The following is a 23,347-nucleotide window of genomic DNA, read 5'->3' on the forward strand; positions in this document are numbered from 1 at the left end:
CCGCGCTCGTCCAAGCGCGGGCGGAGCCACGGCGGTTCGTGCGTTCAGGCGGCGGTGCTCAGCGCGCGGAGTCGGCGGCGAAGGATGCCACCCAGGCGAGCGCGGAGTTCCAGTTGATGGCGATCTCGTTGGTCGAGTACGAGTAGATGTCGTCGATGTAGCAGGTGGCGGGGGCGCAGCCGACCAGGTTCTGTTGCGCGACCGGGTCCTGGAGGGCCGAGTCGGGGCCGCCGGCCAGTGAACCGGGCGGCGGGCTGGGCAACTTGGGGTCGATCTGGTGGGCCCAGATGCGGTTGTGCTGGTTGTGGCTGAACTGCGTGCCGTAGCCGGTGACGAAGGACTGGTTCAGGGCGTTGCGGCCGAGGAGGTAGTCCAGCGACTCCAGCACGGCGGTGCGGTAGACGCCGCGGTGGGTGAGGTCGTAGGCCGTCGCGATGACCATGGCGTTGTTCGCGGTGACGCTGTTGGAGCCCCAGGCGTAGGCGCCGTCGGTGGGCAGGCTGGGGTTCGGGTAGCCCTGCGACCGCTCGTCCCGTACGAACCCGTCGGCAACGGCGAGGACCCGCTCGCGTGCGGCGGCGACCATGCGGGCGGGGAAGCGGCTCGGCAGCCGGACGACGGTGAGGTCGGCCAGCGCGCCGGTGTCCCGCCAGGAGAACCCGGCCGACGTGATCTCCATGTCGATGCGGGACAGGTAGGCGCGGTCGTGCGTGGTGGCGTACAACTCGGTTGCGGCCCAGGAGAATTCGTCGGAGACGTTCGTGTCGGCGTACGCTCCGCCGCCGACGCTGTCGCTGCTCGGGGCGTACACGTCGGGGTGGGCGAGCGCGGCCTTCCAGGCGGTCTCGGCGGCGGTCAGGCAGGTGTGGGCGAAGGCCGCGTCGTAGCGGGCCCACACCCGGGCGCACTGGGCGCCCGCGGCGGCCAGGTTGAGGGTGGCGGCCGTGGACGGCGCGTGCAGGTAACGGAGTTGGGAGTCCTTGTCGGGCTGGGTGGGCAGGGCGGTCCAGGCCAGGTCGTGGACCTTGTGGTGGACCATGCCGGCCAGCGGCTGACCCGCGGGCACCTGCATGCTCAGCAGGAACTCGGTCTCCCAGCGGGACTCGTCGAGGACGTCCGGGACGCCGTTGTGGTTCTCGGGGATGCTCAGCAGTCCGTCGCGCAGCCCGGCGGTGTCGCCCTCGGCGCGGGAACGTTCGTAGGAGTCCATCAACTGCCAGGCCGCAAGGGCCCCGTTGACGACGTACTTGCCCTGGTCGCCCGCGTCGTACCAACCACCTTGGACGTCCAGCGAGTAGTCACAAGTGCCGGGCAGGCAGGGCACGTTGCTGTCGCCCTTGTTGGGCGCGACGCCGACATGCCCTGCGGGCCGAGCGTAGGCGTCCCCGGCGTACTGGGCCTCGATGGGGGTGCCGCTGCGGACGTCGTAGAAGTAGCCCAACGCGTCCTTGCGCAGGGCGGTGTAGGGATCGTCCGCGATGGCGAACGGGTAGCTGGTCGCGTCGCCGACCATGAGCGTGTAGCCCATACCTACCTTGTGCACCGAGCTGAAGTCGGCGATGTGCACATGGTCGCCGGAGGCGGCGTCCGTGCCCTGGACGTGGGTGCGTCCGGTCCTGACGACGGCGCCGGAGGCGTCCAGCAGGCGCCAACTCACGGGCTCTGTGGAGGAGTTGACGATCGACGCCCTCTTGGGGCCGTGGACCGCGTAGCCGTACTGGTTCGTCCGCACCGGAGAGCCGAAGTCGCGTCCGCCGCCCGGCGGTATCGCACCACCGGTGAGGGAGACGTCGTCGAGGCACAGGGTGAACGGCTGGGCGGCGCCGCCCTGTTGGAAGGTGAGCTGGGCGTGCAGGTCGGCCGTCGCCGAAGTGCCGGTGAACTGGAAGGTCTTGGGCGTGGTGGTGACGGCGGCGGTCTTGTTCAGGGTGGTCGTGAACGGGGCGGCGGGCAGCTGCACCACGGCGTGGATCGACACGTCGCGGGTGGCGGAGGCGGTGAAGCGCAGCGTGTACGGCTGGCCGGCCTCCACAGGGATGTCGTTCTGGCCGATCATCGAGTCCCACACGTTGACGGTCCCGGCGGGGACGTCGGCGCACAGGCGGCCCAGGCTTACGGTGGACGGCGTGCTGGCGCTGCTCCACCAAGGGGTCTTCACGCTGTCGAACGTGCCGTTGAGCACGCGTTCGTAGGGTGCTTCCGCGGCTCGCGCGGACGCCACGGGGGTCGTGGCCAGGGTGGCGACAACCAGGGCGGGCGCGAGGAGGACCGCGCCCCATCCGGTCCTGCGAGATCTGGTCCTGCGGAACATTCCGGGCCCTTCTCGGTGACAGGGTTCCCGGCTCGGTGCGGCGTCAGTGCCAGATGGTGGGTGGGGGGCGGCGAGGCTGTCAAGACTTCACGCACAGCAGTCCTTCGGGAGTCTTTTCTGCGTCCGGACCCTTCACAGACTGAACGCGCTGCTCCTAGTCTGCGACTGTAAGCGCTTCCAGTTCTGACTGGAAGCACCGCACAGGAACCCGCCGAGCTGTGGCGTCAACCCAGCTTCGTACCAGGTCAGAAGCGATACGTATGTCGAGGACGAGGGCACTCCGATTGTTATCGCTCCCGGATTTCCCGCAGACGGAGGTTCAACTCAGTGAGTACGTTCGATCCCGGCTTCCTGTGGGGCGCCGCCACATCGAGCTATCAGATCGAGGGCGCGGTCACGGAAGACGGCCGGGGCCCCTCCATCTGGGACACCTTCGCGGCCACCCCGGGAGCCGTCCGGGGCGGTGACACCGGAGCCGTCGCGGCCGACCACTACCACCGCTTCCCCGGGGACATCGCGCTGATGGCCCAACTGGGCCTGCGCGCCTATCGGTTCTCCCTCGCCTGGCCCCGCATCCAGCCCACCGGCTCCGGCCCGGCCAACCGGCGCGGCCTCGACTTCTACCGCCGACTCACCGACACCCTCCTCGACCACGGCATCCAGCCCCGGCCCACCCTCTACCACTGGGATCTCCCCCAGCCGCTGGAGGACGCCGGCGGCTGGGCGGTCCGGGACACCGCCGAGCGGTTCGCCGAGTACGCCGCCCTCGCCCACGAGGCGCTGGGCGACCGCGTCACCCACTGGACCACCCTCAACGAGCCCTGGTGCTCGGCCTTCCTCGGCTACGCCACGGGCCGCCACGCCCCCGGCCGCCGCGAACCCGCCGCCGCCGTACGCGCCGCCCACCACCTGCTGCTCGCCCACAGCCTGGCCACGGAGGCGATACGGGACGCCGACTCGCACGTCGGCATCACCCTCAACCTCACCCACGTCGATCCGCTCAGCACCGCGCCCGCCGACCTGGACGCGGCCCGTCGTATCGACGGCATGCAGAACCGCCTCTTCCTCGATCCGCTGCTGCGCGGCGCCTACCCCGACGACGTACTCGCCGACCTCCACGAGGTCACCGGCTTCGGTCACGTCCACGACAACGACCTGAAGCGGATCGGGGCGCCCCTGGACCACCTCGGCATCAACTACTACGCGCCGATGCTGGTCGCGGGCAGCACGACACCGGTCCAATCCGCCTACGTGGGCTCGCCGTTGGTCCGTGTCGCCGACGGAGGCCGGCCTAGGACGGCGATGGGCTGGGAGATCGACGAGAGCGGACTCCTGGAGCTGCTGCTGCGGCTCAAGGCCGACTACCCGGCCGTACCCCTGTACATCACGGAGAACGGCGCCGCCTTCGACGACGTGGTGGAGGACGACGGGGTGCACGACGCGTACCGGATCGCCTACCTGGACGGCCATCTCCGTTCCTGCGCACGGGCGATCGACCGGGGTGTGCCGCTCAAGGGCTACTTCGTCTGGTCGCTCCTCGACAACTTCGAGTGGTCCTTCGGCTACGGGCCCCGCTTCGGCATCGTGCACGTCGACTACGCGACCCAGCGCCGTACGCCGAAGGACAGTGCCCGCTGGTACGCGGAGGTCATCCGGCGCGGCGGCCTGTGACGCCGTCAGCGCTTACAGTGCTGCTACCGCCCACCCCGTCCGTACGAACTGGAGTCGCCCCACATGACCACACGGCCGCCGACGCTCGACGAGGTGGCGCTGCGCGCCGGGGTGTCGGTCGGGACGGTCTCGCGTGTGATCAACAACCGCCGGCACGTGAGCCAGAAGGCGCGGCAGGCGGTGGAGAGTGCCGTGGCTGAGCTGGGCTATGTGCCCAACGTCGCGGCCCGTTCGCTCGCCTCGCAGCGGCGCGGCGCGGTGGTGCTGGCGATCTCCAGCGACGATCCGGCGCTGTTCGCCAACCTCTTCTTCGCGGAGGTGATCACCGGTGTGAACGCGGTCATGGAGGAGACCGATCTCGAACTCCTGCTGATCCTGGCCGCCAACGAACGGGGCCGGGCCCGGCTCACGCGCATCCTTCAGTCCCGGGGCGCCGACGGCGTCATGCTGCTGGCCCTGCGCGAGAACGATCCGCTGGCGAAGGTCGCCGAGGCGGGCAACGTCCCCGTCGTCCACGGAGGCCGCCCCCTCGATCGGGCCCCGCGCTGGTACGTGGACGCCGACAACCGCGGTGGGGCCCGCGAAGCCGTGGAGTACCTGATCTCGACGGGCCGCCGCGCCATCGGCACCGTCACCGGCCCGCTCGACATCCACGCGGGCGTCTCGCGCTACCTGGGCTTCCGCGAGGCGGTCGCCCTGGCCGGCCTCGATGACCACCGCGTGGCGCACGCCGACTTCACCGAGCTGGGCGGCGCCACGGCGACCGCCCACCTCCTCGACGAACACCCGGACCTGGACGCGGTGTTCGTCGCCTCGGACGCGATGGCGGCGGGCGCCCTGCACGTCCTGCGCGAGCGCGGCCGGTCCGTCCCCGGGGACGTCGCGGTCGTCGGCTTCAACGACGTCCTCACCGCCCGGCACACCCAGCCCACCCTGACGACGATCCGCCAGCCCATCGTCGCGCTCGGCAGCGAGATGACCCGCATGCTGGTGCGCGTACTGGCCGGCGAGGACCCGACGCCCCTCATCCTGCCGACGGAACTGGTGATCAGGGAATCGGCGTAGCGCGGCGGTCACGACCTCGTCGTGGCTGCCGGCCTCGACCCGAACAACGAGGCCCCCTTCGCACTCCCCCGGTTCGTCGAACGGCACGGCCGTCCTTCGATGGCAGGATGTCCGTCCGGCATCCACTTCACGAGGTCACGGGGGTATGAGTGGCAGACATGGCGCTCGATGCGCTGGACGATGTTCCGTGGGAGCGGCTGGAGTCGGCACTCGAACACCATCCGCCCAAGGAGATGCGGCGCGCCCTGCGGCACCTGGCGCTCAAAGGCGGGTCGGCGACCGAGGAGGACTGCTATCTCCTGTACGACTGCTTCGCGCTGGGCATCGGACGCGTGGCCTCCGTCTCAACCGCAGCGCTGCCGTTCGTAGTTGCTCTCGCGGGCGATCCGGACATGGGCGCCCGGGCCACGCTCGTCCAGCTGCTGACGAGCCTGTCCAAGAAGGCGGCCGAAGTCGATCCCGGCCTGGTGGACGCGGGGTGGCACGCAGCATGGCGGCTCCAGCGCCCCCGGATCCAGGCACTGCTCGCGGACCCCCTGCCCGAGATACGGAGGGAAGCCCTGCCCCTCGGAGCGGACGTGGGCGTACTGCTGGAGCGATGGCACGCCGAGACGAACCCGACGGTACGGCTGCCCCTGCTGCTCGCTCTGGGAACCGCCGCGGCAGCCTCCACCGAAGCCGGGTCGGTGGACCGGGTGCGGACGGTGGTGACCGGGGTGCTGCGGACGGCCGGTCCCGCCATGCGGGTCGCGGCCGTGCACGCCTGGGCCGCGTTCGATCCCCGGGCGCCGGTACGTGAGTTGGACCTGCTGGTGGAGGTCCTGTCCGATCCGGGTACGCGTCCGCGGTTCGCGGAGACCTGGTACGTGCCGGACGTCGACGGTGCGTTCACCCGTGAGGACGTCATCGCCTGGACGGCCGGCCTGTTCGAGGACGCACCGAGTACGGCTCTCGCCTTCGTCGTCCGGCTCATCGACGCGGCGCGCCGAAACGGGGACACCCTTCTGTGCCGGGCCTCGCTGGACGAAGCGTGGCGACTGCTGCTGGTACGGCCGTCCGCGGCATCCGCGCTGGTGCCGCTCGCGGGTGCGCTGCTCGCCGACCCGGACGACGGCGTCCGGTACCGGGCCGCTCACCTGCTGGCCGTACTGGGTTCGCGGGCGGCTCCGTACGCCGACGAGCTGGCCGCGCTCCTCGACGACCCGGGCGAGGTCGAGTTCCTCGACGGCACCGTCGGCGACCACGCCCGCTGGGCGCTGACCCGCGTCGGCGACGAGCGTGCCCTGCCGGGGCTGGTCGAGCGGTCGTACGCGCGGTACCAGGATCAGTACTCCCGCGCGCACAGTTCGGGCGACCCGCGCCTGCCGGAGGTCGCGGACGTCCTGACGCCGCTGGTGGCGCATGCGGAGGTCCTGCTGCCCGCGGTGCGGCGGCTTCTCCGGGACCGCTCGCTGACCCGGCACTTCCTGGAAGTCCTCGAAGCGTGGGGGCCGGCCGCGGCGCCCGCGCTGCCGGAGGTGGTGGCCCTGCTGGACGACACCCAGTACTCACTGACCGCGGTCGGTGTGCTGGTCGCGATGGGACCGGCCGCGGCGTCCGCCGAGCCCGCCGTACGCCGGTGCACGGTTCTCGACGTCCCCGCCAACCATCTCAAGGTGGCGTGGGCGGCCGGCCTGCTGGGCGGCGACCACGACACGGCGCTGCGGCTCATCGGCGCGGCGCTGGAGCGTGCGGATGGGCCCGCCCACGGTTCCGTCGGCCTGCTCGGAGACTTCGGACCGGCGGCCGCGCGCCACGCCGACCGGGTGCGGCACATCATGGAGCACGGTGACGACTGGCTGCGGCTGCGGGCGGCGGTCACGCTGCACTCGATCACCGGCGAGCCGGAACCGAGTGGATCCGTCCTGGAGGAGTACCTCCGTCCCATCGCCGAAGACGGCGACACCTACGGCTCCTTCCGCGACGCGCTGCGCACCCTCGCCAGGATCGGCACGGTCTCCCCGGCGGCGCGGGAGACCCTGCGTACGGTGCGGGCATCCGACCGGAGACTGTCGAACTACTGGGACTACCGGGCCTTCCTCCAGGACGAGGAGATCCGGTCCATGATCGACAACGTCCTCGCTCTGTCGTGACGACGGGCATCGGGAGTGCGGCAACTCCATCGGCGGAGACCGGACCTCAAGCGGCCGCTCGATGAGTGTGCGGATCCGTCACTTCACCGATCCGGCGGTCAGACCGCGTATGAAGAACCGGCCGAGCAGGATGTAGACGAGGGCGGTGGGCACGGCTGCGAGGAGTGCTCCCGCCATGACGGTGTTCCATTGCACGGAGAAGTTTCCGGCGAGGTTGTTCAGCGCCACGGTCACCGGTTGTCGGGTGGGGTCCGGTACGACGGTGATACCGAACAGGAAGTCGTTCCAGATGTTGGTGAACTGGAAAATCGCGCAGAGCACGAACCCGGGCAGGGACAGCGGCAACACGAGGCGAAGGAAGACAGCGGAGTTGGAAGCCCCGTCGACGCGGGCCGCCTCGATGATCTCGTGCGGCAGCTGGGATGAACATCCCCAGGAGCATCGCGGCGAAGAGTACTTTCGCTCCCCGGAAGGGGAGTTCGGCAAGGACATAGCCGTTCAGCGCGCCGATGACCGCCCTGGACCTCCGCCTCGTACCCGCCAGGGCCGTCACCGCACGGACGGCCTGGACTACGCCTCTACGGCACGCAGCCGGACCGCGATGAACTGGTGGCCGGGCAGGTCGATCCGGAAGACCCCCTCGTAGGTGCCGGGCAGTTCGGTGACGGTCATAGCCCAGGTGTCGATGACGTCCACCTTCCAGCGGATGCCGGGCCGCAGCGCGAAGGTGCGGTAGCGCGGCTGCCCGAAGCCGAAGTAGGCGAGGCGGTAGGTGTCGGCGACGCCGCCGACCGGGACGTCCCAGTCGCCGGGCAGCGGGCCGATGCCGTCCTCCGGGGACTCCTCAAGGATCTGGCGCAGGAAGGCGATGCGGGCCGGGGACTCGCCCTTGAGGACACCGCCCTTGGACCACCACAGCACCTCGTCGTCGGCCAGGTAGGTCTCGCCGTGGCCGACGTAACCGCCCCGGACGGCTCCCTCCCAGAAACGGCGGACCAACTCCCGCGCGGGAAGGTTGCCCCAGCCCTGGTCGATGTCGCCCTCGTAGCCGCACTCGTCGATGACCACCGGCTTGTTCCACTCGGCGCCCCAGGCGTCGGTGTTCTCGGCGGTGCGGTAGACGTCGACGCGCTGGAGGCTGGAGTGGGTGACCCAGTCGGCGTTGTTGTCCCAGAAGGCCGTGCAGTTGTGGATGCCCAGCAGATGGCCGTGCGGGTCGGTGTCGCCGATCACGGCGGCCATCCGGTGCCAGTCCTTCTCCGTCTTGGCCCACATCAGGTCGTACTCGTTGGCCAGTGACCACCACACGTTGGGGAGGGCGGCCAGGCGGGCGACCACATAGCGCAGGTAGCGGTCGTCGGCGACCGGCCCCATGTCGGAGAAGCCCCAGCGGTCGTAGGGGTGGAAGAGGATCAGGTCGGCCTGGATACCCAGTTCGCCGAGTTGGCGGATGCGGTTCTCCAGGTGGGCGAAGTAGTCGGGGTTGAGGTGCCGGAAGTCCCAGCCGTCCTCCAGGGAACCGGCGAAGGGGTAGAGCCGCGGCTCGTTGGCGTTGAAGAGGTACGCCTTGGGGAAGACGCACATCCGCATCTTGTTGAACGGCGCCTCGGCGAGGGTGCGCAGGGTCCGTTCCTCCAGTTCGTCGCCCTGGTGGGTCCAGGCGTACGCCGTTGTGCCGATGGGGAGATGGCGGGTGCCGTCGGCGTGGCGGAAGTGGAAGGTGTTGTGCACGCGGACCGGACCGTGTTCGCCGGCGGCTGCGGGGAGGCAGTCGAAGGTGCCGGTGATCCCGGTCAGGGAACGGGAGTTGGAGGTGGTGGCGAAATCCCAGGCGCCCTCCTCGTCGGGCATGAGGCGCAGGCGGTAGACACCGTCGCCGTCGTAGAAGCCGTGCGCGGTGAGGGTGCGGCCGGTGTCCCGGTGGGTGAACTCGGCGCTCAACTCGACGTCGGTGAAGGGGTTTCCGTGGGAGGGACCGCGGAGTTCGAGTTCGAAGGGGTGCCAACGGGTGGCCGAGGAAGGCCAGTTGGCCTCGGCGCTGCCGAGCGGGACCTCGGGTCCCTCGTAACTGTCGGAGGGGACGGTCAACTCCTCGGCGGGGCGCGGTGGTTCGGAGAGGTTCTCGTCGATGGTGGCGAGTTCGGCGAAGAAGGCTTCCCGGGCCTCGGGGTTGGCTCGGGTGTTGTCGAGGAAGCCGACCACCTGCGCGAGGCTGACGTGGCGCAACTGCACGCCCAGGGGTGCGTTGACGATGCCGGAGAGGTGTTTGCGGACGACGGCCTTGGCCTGCCGGTTGCGCAGGACCTCGCCGAGGAGGGAATCGGGGGTGTACGGCATCGGGGAACTCCGGGGAGATCGGGGGCGGCGGGGTCAGCGCTTGGTGTCGTTGCCGTCGTAGCGGAACCAGTGGGCGTCGACGACGCCGGCGGACGCGTAGAGGCCGGCCACGCGGCCGTTGAAGGAGGCGGCGACCTCGGCCGAGACGTAACGGCCGTCCAGGCCGGTCAGCTCCTCCCAGTCGTCGCCTGTGGTGCGTACCGAGAGGCGGACCAGGTCGGGCGAGCGGCGTTCCAGGCCTATGCCGTCGAGGTCGCCGACGATCGGGCCGGTGGTGATCCGCAGGGTCACGGCGGAGGGGTCGCCGGGGAGCGGGAGTTCCCAGGTCTGGCTGATCCCGCCCACCCGGGCGCGGGCCCGCACGGTCTCGGCGTCGGCCTCGATGTCGTAGTGGTGGTGCTCGTCCATCCGCACGGTGAGACCGCCCGCGCCGGCGCTGACGTCCAACTCGGCGGTGAAGGAGGCTTCTTCGTGCTCCTGGCGGACGCCGACGAAGACCGGCCGCTTGCTGTTCATGTCGCTGCCGTCCGCGTGCAGGCGCAGTACGCCCGGGACTTCGGACGTCGAGGCCACGTCGGAGGGTGCGCGGCGGATCGCCACCCACTCGGGGCCCAGCGGGCAGCCGTCGAAGTCATGGTGCCAACTGACCGGCGGGCGGGGCTCGGTGAGGTGGACCGGCTCGACCACCGGCCAGCCGTCCGCCGCCCAACACACGGAGGTCACGAAGGTCTCCCGGCCCATCGGCGAGAAGGCCCGGGTCAGTCCCCGGGGCCGCATGCCCAGCAGCACCATCAGCCAGGATCCGTCCGGGGCTTGTACGAGGTCGCCGTGGCCGGTGTTCTGGATCGGGCGGTCGGTGCTGCGGGCGGAGAGCACCGGGTTGGCGGGGCAGCCCTCGAAGGGGCCGTCGGGCCGGTCGGAGCGGGCGATGCTGACGCTGTGGCCGCGCTCGGTGCCGCCCTCGGCGATCAGCAGGTACCAGGTGCCGTCGATGGCGTAGAGGTGCGGGGCCTCCGGGAACATCAGGCCGGTGCCGGACCACAGTGAGCGGGGCTCCTCCAGGGCCTGCCCGGTCTCCGGGTCCATCCGTACCTGCTGGATGCCGAGATGAGTGGGGGCTGCGCCGCCCAGCAGCAGGCCGGAGTAGGTGATGTAGCAGGTACCGTCGTCGTCCCAGGCGATGTCCGGGTCGATGCCGTCGACGCCCCGCATCACGGTGCCGTCCGACCAAGGACCCTCCGGCCGCTCCGCCGTGAAGATCAGGCTGCCGCGCCCCTTCGCGTCGGTGACCACGCACCAGAACCTGCCGTCGTGGTGGCGCAGCGTCGGCGCCCAGGCACCGCCCAGGGTGGCCACCTGACCGACGTCCAACTGCCCCGGGCGGTCGGCGACATGGCCGATCAGGGTCCAGTCGGCGAGGTCGCGGCTGTGGAAGATCGGAATGCCGGGCAGGTACTCGAAGCTGGAGACGGCGATGAAGTAGTCGTCCCCGACCCGGCAGATGCTGGGGTCGGGGTGGAAGCCGGGGATCAGCGGATTGCCCGGCACGGCAAGGGAGTTCATGGCATTCCTCAGGAGTTGGTGTCGTCGGTCAGGGCGCCTGAGAGCATGGCGGCCTGCTGCCGGGACGCGAACTCCTGCCGGGCCGCCCGTCGTTCGGCCTGCCGGGCGGGATCCGGCACCGGGGCGGCGAGCAGCAGCCGCCGGGTGTAGGGGTGTTCGGGCGTCGAGGTGACGGTGGCCGCGTCGCCGGTCTCGACGATCTCGCCCCGGTACATCACCGCGACCCGGTGGCTGATGTGCCGTACCACCGACAGGTCGTGGGTGATGAAGAGGTACGCGACCCTGGTGCGCTCCTGGATCTCGATGAACAGGTCCAGGATCCGGGCCTGGTTGGACAGGTCGAGGGCGCTGACCGGCTCGTCGCAGACGATGATCTTCGGGGACCGGGTGAGCGCGCGGGCGATGGCGATGCGCTGGCGCTGCCCGCCGGAGAACTCGCGCGGCAGGCGCCCGCCGGCGTCCGCCGGGAGCCGCACCTGGTCCAGCAGGTCGCGGACCCGGCGGTTGGCGTCGGCGCCGGAGGTGCCGGTGACCAGCAGCGGCTCGGTGAGGATGTCGCCCACGGTGAGTGCCGGATTGAGCGAGGTGTACGGGTCCTGGAAGACCACCTGGATGTCGTCGCTGAGCGCCCGGCGTTCCTTCCTGCCGATCGCCGAGATGTCCCGGCCGCCGAAACCGATGGAACCGCCGGTCACCGGGGCCAGGCCCAGGATGGCGCGGCCCAGGGTGGTCTTGCCGGAGCCGGACTCGCCGACCAGGCCCAGGGTCTCGCCGGGGTGGACGTCGATGCTGACGCGCTTCAGCACCTGGACGGGCGGCCTGCCCCGGCCCTTGCCTGGGTATGTGACGACCAGTTGGTCCACGGACAGCAGGGGTCCGGTCTCCCGCGCCGGGGCCCGCTCGGCCGGTGCCACCGTGCTCATGCGTCAACTCCCTCTGAAACGGCGGGTGCTGTCAGCGGGCCGCGCGGCTCGCTGTCCTCCAGCGTGGAAGCGAGGAGCATCCGGGTGTACGGGTGCCGGGGGTCGGCGAAGAGGTCGGCGGCCGGCGCGGACTCCACGATCCGGCCGGTCTGCATCACGGCGACCCGGTCGCAGATGTCGGCGACCACACCGAAGTCGTGGGTCACCAGGACCATGCCCATGTCGCGTTCCTTCTGGAGCGAGCGCATCAGGTCGAGGACCTCGGCCTGGACGGTGACATCCAGGGCGGTGGTCGGCTCGTCCGCGATGAGCAGGTCCGGGTCGCAGGAGACGGCGACGGCGATCAGTACGCGTTGGGCCATGCCGCCGGACACCTGGTGGGGGTAGGCGGCGTAGACCCGGGCCGGGTCGGCGATGCCCACCCGGTCGAGCAGGGCGAGGGCCTTCTTCCTGGCCTCCGCGCGGCTCAACCCGAGGTGCCTGCGCATCGGTTCGACCAACTGGGTGCCGATCCGGAAGGAGGGGTCCAGGTTGGACATCGGCTCCTGCGGGACGTACGCGATCCGGCGGCCCAGGATGCCGTGGCCGGCTTCCGCGCCGGACGCGCTGAGCTCCGTACCGCCGAAGGACAGGGCGCCGACGGTGACTTGGGCCTCCGGCGGCAGCAGTCCGAGAACCGCGAAGGCGGTCTGGCTCTTGCCGGAGCCGGACTCGCCGACCAGGCCCAGGACTTCGCCCCGGCGCACGGCGAGGGAGACGCCGTCGACGACGGCGGTGGAGCCGTAGGAGACACGGAGGTCACGGACTACGAGGAGTTCGTCGCCTACGGGGGCGCCGGAGTGGGGGGCGGGTGCGGGGGCGTCGGCGGGTGCGGGTGCAAGGGCGGGTGGGAGCGCGGGGGCGTCGGCGGCCGGAGTGAGGGGCGGCTGCGGCTGGCCTTCTCCCTGCGCCGCGTCTTCCCGGAACCGGGGCCGGGCGGATTCGTCCTCACCGGTGTCCGCGGCCTCGCCGGTGTCCGCGGCCTCGCCGGTGTCCGCGGTCTCGCCGGTGTCGCCGGCCGGAGCGTCGGCGCCGGTAGCCGGGCCCTCGGACCCGGCAGTCCCCGCAGTCCCGGCGACCCCGGCAGACCCTGTGGCCCTGGTAGTCCCGACGGCCCCGACAGTCCTGGCAGTCCCTTCGGCCCCAGTGGACACGGCAGCCTCCACCGTCCTGGCGGCCCTAGCAGCCCCCGCGCCGCCGGCGCCCTCAGCGCCCTCGGTGGACCTACTGGACCCGCTGGACCCGCTGGACCCGCTGGACCCGCTGGACCCGGCAGTCTTGGCGACCCCAGCAGCCCCTGCGCCCCCAGCAGCCCCCGCGCCCCCGGTGGTCCCGGCAACCCCGGAGCCCACGGCCGTCGCCGTCGCCACCCCGCGCCGCCGCTTCGGCCTCGCCGCACTACCGCCCACCAGGACATCCGTCAGCGCGTTGGCCAGCAGGCCGGACGCCGCCACGGTCAGGGCGATGGCGAGGCCTGGCCAGAGCAGCAGCTGTTCCTTGGTGTAGATGTTCCCGAAGGCGTCGTTGAGCATCGAGCCCCAGCTGGCCTCGGCGGTCGAGCCCAGGCCCAGGAATTCAAGCCCGGACTGGATCAGGATGCCGATGCCGAACAGCTGCGCGGCCTGGATGATCACCGGTGCCTGCACCACGGGCAGTACGTGGCGGCGGATGATCCGCGCGTCCGAGAGTCCGGACACCCGTGCCGCGTCCACGTACAGCTCCTCGCGGACCGCGTTGACCGAGCCGCGCACCAGCCGGAAGACGCCCGGCGCCATCAGCACACCGAACACGGCCATCGCCAGGTAGGTGCTCTGGCCCACGGTGCCCAGCACCACCAGCAGCAGGATGATCGCGGGGATGGACATGACCAGGTTGGCGACCCAGCCGGCCAGTCCGTCGAACCAGCCCCGGAAGTAGCCCGCGACCAGGCCGGTCGGCACGCCGATGACGACCGCGATGGCCGTGGCCAGCGCGGTGCCGAGGAGGCTGGTCCGGCCGCCGTAGAGCAGGCGGGACAGCACGTCGCGGCCCACGCCGTCGCCGCCGAGGGGGTGACTGCCGCTCGGCGGGGCGAGTGCGTCCGCCAGGTTGGAGGTGTGCGGGTCGTGCGAGGTGAGCAGCGGTGCCGCCGCGCAGGCCAGCGCGATCAGGGCGAGGATCGACAGACACACCACGGCGGTTGGGTCCTTGAGGAGCCGCCGGAGGATGCGGTCCCGGCGCGGGACCAGGGCGGTGCCCGGCTCCCCCGCCGTGGCGGCGGCCGGGTCGGGCATGGGGAGCGTCATCCGACACGCACCTTGGGGTTGAGCCACCCTTGGGCGACGTCCAGCAGGAGGTTGACCACCACGACCAGCGTCACCATGACCACCACCACGCCCATCAGCAGCGGCGAGTCGCCATTGGAGGCGGCGGTGTTGGCGGCGCTGCCGATCCCGGTGAGGCCGAAGACCTTCTCCACCACCACGGCCCCGCCGACCAGGCCGATGAACTGAAGGCCCAGCACGGTGAGGGCGGCCGGCGCGGCGTTGCGGAGCGCGTGCTTGAACAGCACGCTGCGGCGGCTCAGGCCCCGGCTGCGGAGGGTGCGGATGTAGTCCTTGCGCAGCACGTCGACCATGGCGCCGCGTACCTGCTGGGCGGTGGCCGCGATGGCGCCGACGGCCAGCGAGACGGACGGCAGGATGATCGACTCGAACCATGAGGAGGGGGAGACGGCGAAGGGGGTGTAGCCGGTGGCGGGCAGCCAGCCCCACTTCACCGCGACGAAGAGGGCCAGGATCAGCGCGACCAGGAAGCTGGGCAGCGCGAAGCCGATGACGGCGAGCAGTTGGACGCCCCGGTCGAGCAGGCCGCCCCGTACGGCTGCCGCCACCCCCAGCAGGACGCTGGCGACGGCCGACAGCAGCAGGCCGCCCAGCACGATGGAGAGGGTGACCGGCAGTTTGTCGGTGAGCGAGGAGATGACGGTGTCGCCGCTGAACCAGGAGCGCCCGAAGTCACCGCGCACCGCCGCCGTCAGCCAGTCCCAGTACTGGACCACCACGGGCCGGTCCAGGCCCAGTTCGGCCTTCTTCGCGGCGACCTGCTGGGTGGTGGCCGTGGCGCCCGCGATGTTGCGGGCGACGTCCGTGCCGGTCATCCGCATCAGGACGAAGGTCATGGACGAGATCACGAACACCAGGACCACGCCCGACAACAGTCGGCGGGCCAGGAATTTCATCATGGCTGCTTCTCCCGGGTGTACGCCATGGACGACGGGGCGGTGTCAGCCGGCGGGCGTGAAGTTGTAGATGCCGGGGACGGGAGTGAAGGCCTGCGCGGTCACCTTGACGTGCTTGGAGGTCGCGTAGGAGTTCTCCACGTTGGCCCAGGGGGCGTTCCAGGCCTGCTGGACGAGGTAGTCGTCGATCTTCTTGAAGTCCGCGTCCTGGGTGGCGCCGGTGCTCTTCTGCGCGCTGTCGATCAGCTTGGTGAGCGCCGGGTCCTTGTCCTTGAAGATGTTCCACAGGGCGTCGGGCGCGACCTGGATCCGGACGGTGTCCCAGGACCGGAAGGAGGCGAGCGAGAAGTAGGAGAGCGCGAACTTGCCGGCCAGCAGCTGGTTGATGGTCTGGCCCGGCGGGACGGTCACCAGCTTGCACTTGATGCCGACGTCGGCGAGCTGCTGCACCATCGCGGCCTGGGCCTCGGGGAAGATCGCGCTCAGGTCGGGGATGGAGACGCTGAAGCCGTTGGGGTAACCGGCCTCGGCGAGCAGCGACTTGGCCTTGGCGGGGTCGTACGAGTAGGTGTCGTTGAGCGTGGCGTCGTAGGCGGTGCTGGTCGGGTTGAAGACCTGCACGGTCGGCTTGCCGACGCCGCCGTAGACGGACTTGATGAACGCGGTGCGGTCGAAGGCGTAGTTGATGGCCTGGCGCACCTTGAGCTTGCCGAGGGCCGGGACGATCTTGCCCGCGCGGTCCCAGATGTAGACGCCCGCGACGTCGCCCGGCAGGTACTGCAGGATGTTCAGACCACCGGACTTGGCGACGGCGACGTTCTTGGGGGTGGTGATGAGCGCGCCGTCGATCTGGCCGGAGCGCAGCGCGTTGAGGACGGCGGTGGGGTCGGTCAGCGGCTTGAAGACGATCTTGTCGAACGGGAACGCCTTGGTGTTCCAGTAACCCTTGTTGCGTACGAAGGTGTAGACGCTGCCGTTGGTGGTGGCGCCCTTGTCCAGGGTGTACGGGCCGGAGCCGACCGGTGCGTTCTTGAGGGTGCCCGCGGCGATGGCCTTGGGGCTGGCGAGCATGCCCGCGACCGAGCCGAGGTTGGCGACGAAGGACGGATCGGGGGCGCTGAGCGTCACCTTGACGGTGTCGGCCCCGACCGCTTCGACGGTCTTGATGTTCTTGAGCTGCCCGGCGGCCTCGTTGCTGCCTGTCTTGGTGTGCTCCAGGTTCTCCTTGACGGCGGCGGCGTCGAGCGCGGTGCCGTCGGTGAAGGTGATTCCGGTGCGCAGGGTGAGGGTGAGCACGGTGTTGGTGCTGTCGTACGCCCACTTGGTGGCGACGTTGGGGATGGGCTCGGCCTTGGTGTCCAGCCGCAGCAGCGAGTCGTAGACCGGCTGGTAGTACTGGGTGTTGTTGCCGAGTCCGGCGTCCTTCAGGTCCCAGGGCTGGGCGGGTACGAGCGGGGAAAGGGTCAGGGTCTTGCTGCCACCTCCGCCGGCGCCGCTCGTTCCCGACCCGCCGGAGCAGGCGGCTGTGCCGACCAGTACGGCGACGACACCGGCGCCGATAAGAGCTCTTCGCATTGCTGGTTTCTCCAGATCCTTGTTTCCCCGTGGACGACAGTGGGTGACGAGAGTGGGTGCGGTACGTACGTGAAGCGGGGACGGCGGGCCCGGTAGCGGGTCAGCCCAGGAGCGCGGTGCGCACGATCCGCTGGGCGGCCATCGCGTCGTGCCGGGACTGGGCCTCGCGCAGGGCGTCGAGGTCCAGGCGGGCGGCGCGTTCTTCGAGGGCGCGCAGGGTGGCGATCGACTCGCGGACCGCGTCGCCCGGGTCCTCGCGGTAGGGGAAGAGGTCGAGCTTGAGGGGTTCCTGCCAGCCGATCTCGCGTACGACGTGCAGGAATTCCAGGGTCTCCACCAGGTGGAGGGCGCCGGCGGTCAGGTCGTCGTCCCACTCGCGGTAGTTGTCGTCGAGTTCGATGTCGACCAGTCGGCCCATGCTGTGCGCGAGGCTGAGGGCCTCGGCGGGGTTCTCCTTGGCGAACAGCGAGTGGCCGAAGTCGACGACCAGGCCGACGTTGTCGACGCCCATCTGCTCGATGGCGAGCAGGCTGGCGGCGGCGGTGCTCCAGAAGAGCCGGTTGCGGGGCTCCTTGAGCTTGTACTCGATGGCGAAGGTGACGTCGGGGAAGTTGCGGGCCACGTCCCTGATGCCTTCGACGGCGTGGCGGCGCAGGGTGGGGTAGTCGACCTGGAAGGGGTAGTCGTAGCCGTCCTGGCCGGGCCAGAACTTCACGTATCGGGCGTCCAGTTGGCGGGCCACGTCGACGGACTCGTGGGCCAGGTCGGCGGCGGCGCGGCGGGTGGCGGGGTCGGCGCCGGTGAAGGAGCCGCTGCGGAAGCCCCGGTCGTAGATCACCGGGGTGATGTTGGTGACGGCCAGCGAGTGGCCGGCCAGGGTGGTCTTGACGTCGGCGACCGAAACTCCGGCGTCGAAGGGGTAGTTGAGGTCGAGGGCGGCGAGTTCGCCGGTCTTGGCGGCGAGTTCGATGGTGTCGAGGGTCCCGACCGGCGGGCCGTAGCCGTCGGTGGCGTACCGGTCGATGATGCGGCCGAAGCTCCACATCCCTCCGGCGTAACTGCGCGGCGTGGTCGACACGAAATCCTCCTGAATTAATATTCAGCCACCGGTTAATTGGTGATGGCCGGGAACGTAAGCCGGGCCTGTTGGGCATGTCAAGAGTATTGCCGCCACGTTTCCCAATCGCCGCAAACGACCTATAGGGCCCCGGCAAACCCTCGTCCGGCCACCACCCGATCACTCTGCGCCGACGTCTTGACGTGACGCCGAGGGGTGGCGCACTATCCCGAAACATATAAATCACTTCGTGAATGGATATTCACATGCTGACCGCTGACCACGCCGTCGCGGCGCGCTACCGCGAGCTGCGGCAGGCCACCCGTGACGGCCGGCCGGAAGCAGCCGAGGAGTTGCTCCGGAACATGTCCGCCGAGGTCCGGGTGCGGATCGTGCGGATGATCGACGCCGCCCAACTGGGCCACATCGGCGGCGATCTGTCCGTCACCGACATCCTGGTGACCCTCTTCGGCGCGGTCCTCGACGTCGATCCCGAGCACCCGCGCTCCCCCGGCCGGGACCGCTTCGTCCTCAGCAAGGGCCACTGCGCCGCCGCCCTCTACTCCACGCTGGCGCACTGCGGATACTTCGCCGACAAGGAGCTGGACACCTTCATGGCGCCGCTCTCCGCGCTCAACGGCCACCCCAACCGCCGCAAGGTGCCCGGCGTGGAGACCAACACCGGGCCGCTCGGCCACGGTTTCCCGGTCGCCGTCGGCAGCGCCCTGGCCGCCCGGCTGACCGGCGGGAACTGGCGAACCGTCGTAGTACTGGGCGACGGCGAGATGCAGGAGGGCAGCAACTGGGAGGCCGCGATGACCGCCGGCCACCACGGCCTCTCCTCGCTCACCGCCGTCGTCGACCGCAACCGGCTCCAGCAGGGCGCCCGCACCGAGGACACCAAGACCCTGGAACCCCTTGCCGACAAGTGGACCGCCTTCGGCTGGGAGACACGGGTCGTGGACGGACACGACCACACCGCCCTGCTCGCCGCGTTCGGCCCGTCCACGGACGGCCGCCCTGTCGCGGTGATCGCCGACACGATCAAAGGCAAGGGCGTCTCCTTCATGGAGGACCGCGTCGAGTGGCACCACAAGGTGCCCGACAAGCAGCAGGTGCAGGCCGCGATCGAGGAGCTCTCCCGTTGACGAACACCACTGTCCGCACCGATGCCGATGCCACCTACGACTGCCGCCAGGTGTTCGCCGAGGAACTGATCACGCTGGCCCGCGAGGACCCCCGCGTGGTGGCCGTCTGCAACGACTCGGTCGGCTCCAGCAACCTCACCGGCTTCCGCGCCGAGTTCCCCGACCGGCTGATCAATGTCGGCATCGCCGAGCAGGACCTGGTCGGCGTCGGCGCCGGCCTGGCCAACGGCGGCATGATCCCCTTCGTGTCGGCCGCCGGCCCCTTCCTCACCGGCCGAGCCCTCGAACAGATCAAGGCCGACTGCGCCTACAGCGGCCACAAAGTGGTCCTCTGCGGCCAGAGCCCCGGCATGGCCTACGGCGAACTCGGCCCCACCCACCACTCCGTCGAGGACCTGTCGTGGCTGCGGGCCGTCGCCGACCTGCCGGTCCTGGTCCCCACCGACCGCGAGCAGACCCGCGCCGCGATCCGCTGGGCGTACGCCTTCGAAGGCCCCTGCTATCTGCGCGTCCCCCGCTTCAAGGTGCCCGATGTCATCCCGCCCGACGCGCCCTTCGGCCCGGGGCGGTCCGTCACCCTGCGGGAGGGCACCGACGCCACCGTCATCGCCATCGGCACGTTGGTGTCCCGCGCCCTGGCCGCCGCCGGGGCGCTGGCCGCGGAAGGCATCTCCGTACGGGTGCTCAACACGCCCTTCGTCGACCCGCTGGACGAGGCTGCGGTTCTGTCCGCGGCGGCGGAGACCGGCGCTCTCGTGGTCGCCGAGGAAGCCACCCTCAGCGGCGGCCTCGGCGCGGCCGTCGCCTCACTCGTCGGCCAGCACCGCCCGGTACCGCTGCGGCTGCTCGGCGTCACGGGCTTCGCGCCCACCGGCGACGCGAGCTATCTGCTGGAGCACTTCGGGCTCACCGCCGACGGGATCAGACAGGCGGTGCACGAGGTACTGGCCATGTCATCCTCGGCGGTATGACGGATATGGGAGCCGATGCGGGGGCGGGGGCGGGTACGGCTCCGGGCGCGGGTCCGGGTCCGGCGGACACAGGTCCGAGCGCGGGCGCGGGCGCGGGTCCAGGTCCGGGCCCGGGTGGCACAGGCCCGAGCGCAGGCGCGGGTCCGGGCCCGGCGGGCGGGCTCCGGGGCCCGCTGATCCTCGCCGTCGACCAGGGCACCTCCGCCACCAAGGCCGTCCTCACCGACCCCGAGGGCACCGTGCTGGCCTCCGGCGCCGCCCCGCTGGCCGCCGCCTACCCCCGGCCCGGCTGGGTCGAGCAGTCCGCCGAGGAGGTCTGGCGGAGCGTGACCGAGGCGGTACGTGGCTGTCTCGCCGGACACGACCCGGCGGCCGTCGCCGCGGTGGGCCTCAGCACCCAACGCGAGTCGGTGCTGCTGTGGGACCGCGCCACCGGCGAACCCGTCGGCCCGCTCCTCGGCTGGCAGGACCGCCGTACCGCCGACGACTGCGCCCGGCTGCTCGCCGACGGCGCCGGCCCCGGAGTACGGGCCGCCACCGGTCTGCCGCTGGACCCGATGTTCAGCGCGCTGAAGGCGAAGTGGCTGCTCGACACCTACGACCCCGCCCGCACCCGGGCCCGGCGCGGCGAGCTGTGTCTGGGCACCGTCGACTCCTGGCTGCTGTGGCGGCTCGGCGGCGGCGCCGACCATGTCATCGAGGTCGGCAACGCGGCGCGCACCCAGTTGCTGGACATCCGGCGCCGCGACTGGGACGAGGATCTGCTCGGTCTCTTCGGCGTGCCGCGCGCCGCGCTGCCCCGAGTGGTCGCCTCCACCGGGCCGTTCCCCGCGGTGCGGGGCGTGGCGCCGCTGGTGGACGGCACCCCCGTGGGAGCGGTGCTCGGGGACTCGCACGCGGCACTCCTCGGGCACGGGGTCTTCGCCCCCGGCCGGGTCAAGGCCACCTACGGCACCGGCTCCTCCGTGATGGGCCTCGTCGCCTCCCCCGACGCGGCCGGCGCAGGAGACGCCCTGTGCCTGACCGTCGCCTGGGACGACAGCGGAACCGACGGCGGCGCCCCCGCCTACGCCCTGGAGGGCAACATCCGCTCCTCCGGCGCCACCCTGCGCTGGCTGGCCGGCCTGCTCGGCCGCACCGAGGCCGAACTGGCGGCCTCCGCCGCACCGGACTCGGGAGGCGTCCACCTGGTGCCCGCCTTCGGCGGACTGGCCGCTCCCTGGTGGGACAACGACGCGACCGCCCTGATCAGCGGCCTCACCCTCGGCACCGGCGCGCCCGAACTGGCGCGGGCCGCGCTGGAGTCGATCGCGTTCCAGGTCGAGGACGTGGTGGCCGCCGTGGACCGGGCCGGCGACCCGGTCGCCGTGGTGCTGGCCGACGGAGGGCCCAGCGGCAACGCCGCGCTGATGCGGCTCCAGGCGGACCTGTCCGGCCGTACGGTCGCCTGCCCCCGGGTCGGCGGGCTCTCCGCCGTGGGCGCCGCCCAGTTGGCCGCCCGTACCCTGGGACTCATCGGCCGGGAGCGTCTCGCCGCCCTCGCCCGGGACGCGGAGGTCTACCGGCCGACGCTCCCCGAGCCGGAACGGCTGCGGCGGCGGGCGGCCTGGCACGACGCGGTGGCGCGCAGCCGCAACGCGAGGAAGGTGCCCAGCTCATGAGCCCGGCAACAGGGGGCCCGACCGGCCAGAACCTCAGTAATGTTCAGCGGGTGTCCCAACATCCAGACCTCACCGGCCACGAGCCGGTCGACAAACTCCGGCTGATCGTCCGTGTCGCCCGGTTGTACCACGAGCGCGGCCTGCGCCAGGCCCGGATCGCCGAAGCGCTGAACCTCTCCCAGGCCGGCGTGTCCCGACTGCTGCGCAGCGCGGCCGAGTTGGGCGTGGTGCGCACCATCGTGGTCTCCCCCGAAGGGATCCACAGCGACCTGGAGGACGCGGTCGCCGAGCGCTACCAGCTGGCCGACGTGGTGATCATCGACGGCGACGACCTGCTCGACCACCCGCGCAGCCTGCTCCGCGCCCTCGGCTCGGGTGCGGCCAGCTACCTGGAGACCGCCTTCCGCCCCGGGGACCTGATCGGGGTCTCCACCTGGAGCGAGACCCTGCTGGCCGCCGCCAACGTGATGCAGCCGGCCAAGCAGCAGGTGGCCGACAAGGTCGTCCAGCTCATGGGTGGTATGGGCGACCCGCAGGGCCAGGTCCAGGCCACCCGCCTCACCGCGCGCCTCGCCGACCTGACCGGCGGCACCCCGCTCTTCGTCCGGGCCCCGGGTCTGGTCGGCTCCGCCGAGGCCCGGCTCTCTCTGCTCCACGACCCGACCGTGGCGGAGGTCAGCCAGGCATGGCAGCAGCTGACCGTCGTCCTCGTGGGCGTCGGCAGCGTCGAGCCCTCGCCGCTGCTGCGGCTCAGCGGGAACGCGGTCGCGGAGGACGAGTTGGCGCGGCTGCGGTCGCTGGGGGCGGTCGGCGACATCTGCCAGCGCTTCTTCGACGAGAACGGCATATACGTCGACGCGGGTCTCGGCGAGCGGACGATCGGCATCTCGGCGGACCAGCTCCGCACGGTCCCGCGCCGCATCGCCGTGGCGGGCGGCACGCGCAAGTACGCCGCCGTGCGGGGGGCGTTGCGGGGGCGGTGGATCACGGCGCTCGTGACGGACACGAGTACGGCGCGGCGGCTGCTGGAGGAAAAGGAGTGACGGAGGCGCGCCTGTGCGTGGGGCCGGGGTTCGTCCCGGTCACAACCAGGGCGGCAGCAAAGGCAGTTCACCGCTGGCCGTACGAAGTCGCGGTGCCGCGCCACGGCCGGTGAACCACCGCGCGAGATCGGCGGCGGGACCCTGAACGTATGCCTCCTCTACGTTCGTCTCCGCGCGGTCGGTCGCCCGCACCCGGAGATCGCAGGACGAAGGGAGTTCACCGTACGACGGAAGATCGCAGGCGTGGATCCACAGCTCGCGACAGCGCAGCCAGTGGATGACGCTCGCCGGCACGGTACGCCCCTGAGCCGTGACGACCTCGGCCTTCCACCGTGCCGCGTCGGCGATCCGGTCGAGGGCGGCGACCAGGTATCGGCCCAGTGCGCCGGCCGTGCCCGAGCGCGTGCGTTGTCCAGGACGGGAAACGTCCCACACGAAAAGGGCCCCCGCAGGCTCTCGCCCGCGAAGACCCTTCGCACCGTCGGGACGACAGGATTTGAACCTGCGACCCCTTGACCCCCAGGAGTGTGGGTCGAAGGCATTTTCTGGATATAGCAGACTTAACCGGGACGCAGGATGTGTGTAGAAGGCTCCCTCGTGCACCATCGCGCACGCCGTGTGGTCCCCAACT

At 71.1% G+C, this 23,347-nt stretch carries 17 protein-coding genes; 7 read left to right on the top strand and 10 right to left on the bottom strand.

Annotation, left to right across the window (positions count from 1 at the left end):
* Positions 1-58 precede the first annotated feature (58 nt).
* Complete coding sequence (locus OO70_RS17010; protein WP_043671070.1) at positions 59-2,311, bottom strand: glycoside hydrolase family 9 protein; 2,253 nt, start codon at positions 2,309-2,311, stop codon at positions 59-61.
* A gap of 327 nt (positions 2,312-2,638) precedes the next feature.
* Here OO70_RS17010 and OO70_RS17015 point away from each other — a divergent pair, with 327 nt between their 5' ends.
* The 3 genes from OO70_RS17015 (at position 2,639) to OO70_RS17025 (ending at position 7,179) form a co-directional block, all read left to right on the top strand.
* Positions 2,639-3,982, top strand: a complete 1,344-nt coding sequence (locus tag OO70_RS17015; protein WP_043671072.1) for a GH1 family beta-glucosidase — start codon at positions 2,639-2,641, stop codon at positions 3,980-3,982.
* A 63-nt stretch (positions 3,983-4,045) separates the two neighbouring features.
* Complete coding sequence (locus tag OO70_RS17020; protein ID WP_043671075.1) at positions 4,046-5,047, top strand: LacI family DNA-binding transcriptional regulator; 1,002 nt, start codon at positions 4,046-4,048, stop codon at positions 5,045-5,047.
* 158 nt (positions 5,048-5,205) lie between these two features.
* Positions 5,206-7,179 carry a HEAT repeat domain-containing protein gene (locus OO70_RS17025; protein WP_043671078.1) on the top strand — a complete coding sequence of 658 codons (1,974 nt, stop codon included), beginning with the start codon at positions 5,206-5,208 and terminating at the stop codon, positions 7,177-7,179.
* Positions 7,180-7,257: 78 nt separating this feature from the next.
* Here OO70_RS17025 and OO70_RS53775 read toward each other — a convergent pair whose 3' ends face one another.
* From OO70_RS53775 to OO70_RS17070, 8 genes are all read right to left on the bottom strand, one after another.
* Positions 7,258-7,671, bottom strand: coding sequence for a carbohydrate ABC transporter permease (locus tag OO70_RS53775; RefSeq protein ID WP_051741300.1), 414 nt, complete (start codon positions 7,669-7,671; stop codon positions 7,258-7,260).
* Between the two features lie 78 nt (positions 7,672-7,749).
* Positions 7,750-9,516 (bottom strand): DUF5605 domain-containing protein, encoded by a 1,767-nt coding sequence (locus OO70_RS17035; protein WP_043671081.1) that lies wholly within the window; start codon positions 9,514-9,516, stop codon positions 7,750-7,752.
* Between the two features lie 33 nt (positions 9,517-9,549).
* On the bottom strand, positions 9,550-11,079 hold the full coding sequence (locus OO70_RS17040) for a glycoside hydrolase family 43 protein (RefSeq protein WP_043671084.1): 1,530 nt from the start codon (positions 11,077-11,079) through the stop codon (positions 9,550-9,552).
* An 8-nt stretch (positions 11,080-11,087) separates the two neighbouring features.
* Entirely contained in the window at positions 11,088-12,002 is a 915-nt protein-coding gene (locus OO70_RS17045) for an ATP-binding cassette domain-containing protein (RefSeq protein WP_051741303.1), read from the bottom strand.
* Positions 11,999-14,326 (bottom strand): dipeptide/oligopeptide/nickel ABC transporter permease/ATP-binding protein, encoded by a 2,328-nt coding sequence (locus tag OO70_RS56025; RefSeq protein ID WP_234336854.1) that lies wholly within the window; start codon positions 14,324-14,326, stop codon positions 11,999-12,001. The genes OO70_RS17045 and OO70_RS56025 overlap by 4 nt, the downstream gene beginning before the upstream one ends.
* Positions 14,323-15,264: an ABC transporter permease gene (locus OO70_RS17060; protein ID WP_043671087.1), complete on the bottom strand. Its 942-nt coding sequence runs from the start codon at positions 15,262-15,264 to the stop codon at positions 14,323-14,325. Before OO70_RS17060 ends, OO70_RS56025 begins: the two co-directional genes overlap by 4 nt.
* Positions 15,265-15,306: 42 nt before the next feature.
* Positions 15,307-16,836 carry an ABC transporter substrate-binding protein gene (locus OO70_RS17065; RefSeq protein ID WP_043671090.1) on the bottom strand — a complete coding sequence of 510 codons (1,530 nt, stop codon included), beginning with the start codon at positions 16,834-16,836 and terminating at the stop codon, positions 15,307-15,309.
* Between the two features lie 100 nt (positions 16,837-16,936).
* Complete coding sequence (locus tag OO70_RS17070; protein WP_043671093.1) at positions 16,937-17,914, bottom strand: sugar phosphate isomerase/epimerase family protein; 978 nt, start codon at positions 17,912-17,914, stop codon at positions 16,937-16,939.
* Positions 17,915-18,159: 245 nt separating this feature from the next.
* Here OO70_RS17070 and OO70_RS17075 point away from each other — a divergent pair, with 245 nt between their 5' ends.
* From OO70_RS17075 to OO70_RS17090, 4 genes are read left to right on the top strand one after another with little or no spacing between them, the layout of a single operon-like run.
* Positions 18,160-19,041: a transketolase gene (locus tag OO70_RS17075; RefSeq protein WP_043671095.1), complete on the top strand. Its 882-nt coding sequence runs from the start codon at positions 18,160-18,162 to the stop codon at positions 19,039-19,041.
* Positions 19,038-20,012 carry a transketolase family protein gene (locus OO70_RS17080; protein ID WP_043671100.1) on the top strand — a complete coding sequence of 325 codons (975 nt, stop codon included), beginning with the start codon at positions 19,038-19,040 and terminating at the stop codon, positions 20,010-20,012. The genes OO70_RS17075 and OO70_RS17080 overlap by 4 nt, the downstream gene beginning before the upstream one ends.
* Positions 20,009-21,673: an FGGY family carbohydrate kinase gene (locus tag OO70_RS17085; protein ID WP_234336855.1), complete on the top strand. Its 1,665-nt coding sequence runs from the start codon at positions 20,009-20,011 to the stop codon at positions 21,671-21,673. Before OO70_RS17080 ends, OO70_RS17085 begins: the two co-directional genes overlap by 4 nt.
* Positions 21,674-21,723: 50 nt before the next feature.
* Positions 21,724-22,716, top strand: a complete 993-nt coding sequence (locus OO70_RS17090; protein WP_051741305.1) for a sugar-binding transcriptional regulator — start codon at positions 21,724-21,726, stop codon at positions 22,714-22,716.
* Positions 22,717-22,755: 39 nt separating this feature from the next.
* On the opposite strand, the gene OO70_RS17095 is transcribed toward OO70_RS17090, so the two are convergent.
* The gene (locus OO70_RS17095; RefSeq protein WP_051741307.1) at positions 22,756-23,151 is read right to left on the bottom strand and encodes a DinB family protein; all 396 of its coding nucleotides are present in this window, start codon (positions 23,149-23,151) and stop codon (positions 22,756-22,758) included.
* Between the last annotated feature and the right edge of the window lie 196 nt (positions 23,152-23,347).

Source organism: Streptomyces xylophagus (assembly GCF_000716435.1).
GTDB lineage: Bacteria > Actinomycetota > Actinomycetes > Streptomycetales > Streptomycetaceae > Streptomyces > Streptomyces xylophagus.

Excerpts from the sequence above, each read along its gene's own strand:
- OO70_RS17020 (WP_043671075.1), top strand. The coding sequence starts at position 4,046 with ATGACCACACGGCCGCCGACGCTCGACGAGGTGGCGCTGCGCGCCGGG.
- OO70_RS17035 (WP_043671081.1), bottom strand. The coding sequence starts at position 9,516 with ATGCCGTACACCCCCGATTCCCTCCTCGGCGAGGTCCTGCGCAACCGG.
- OO70_RS17065 (WP_043671090.1), bottom strand. The coding sequence starts at position 16,836 with ATGCGAAGAGCTCTTATCGGCGCCGGTGTCGTCGCCGTACTGGTCGGC.
- OO70_RS17040 (WP_043671084.1), bottom strand. The coding sequence starts at position 11,079 with ATGAACTCCCTTGCCGTGCCGGGCAATCCGCTGATCCCCGGCTTCCAC.
- OO70_RS56025 (WP_234336854.1), bottom strand. The coding sequence starts at position 14,326 with ATGACGCTCCCCATGCCCGACCCGGCCGCCGCCACGGCGGGGGAGCCG.
- OO70_RS17085 (WP_234336855.1), top strand. The coding sequence starts at position 20,009 with ATGACGGATATGGGAGCCGATGCGGGGGCGGGGGCGGGTACGGCTCCG.
- OO70_RS53775 (WP_051741300.1), bottom strand. The coding sequence starts at position 7,671 with ATGTCCTTGCCGAACTCCCCTTCCGGGGAGCGAAAGTACTCTTCGCCG.
- OO70_RS17075 (WP_043671095.1), top strand. The coding sequence starts at position 18,160 with ATGCTGACCGCTGACCACGCCGTCGCGGCGCGCTACCGCGAGCTGCGG.
- OO70_RS17045 (WP_051741303.1), bottom strand. The coding sequence starts at position 12,002 with ATGAGCACGGTGGCACCGGCCGAGCGGGCCCCGGCGCGGGAGACCGGA.
- OO70_RS17025 (WP_043671078.1), top strand. The coding sequence starts at position 5,206 with ATGGCGCTCGATGCGCTGGACGATGTTCCGTGGGAGCGGCTGGAGTCG.
- OO70_RS17060 (WP_043671087.1), bottom strand. The coding sequence starts at position 15,264 with ATGATGAAATTCCTGGCCCGCCGACTGTTGTCGGGCGTGGTCCTGGTG.
- OO70_RS17010 (WP_043671070.1), bottom strand. The coding sequence starts at position 2,311 with ATGTTCCGCAGGACCAGATCTCGCAGGACCGGATGGGGCGCGGTCCTC.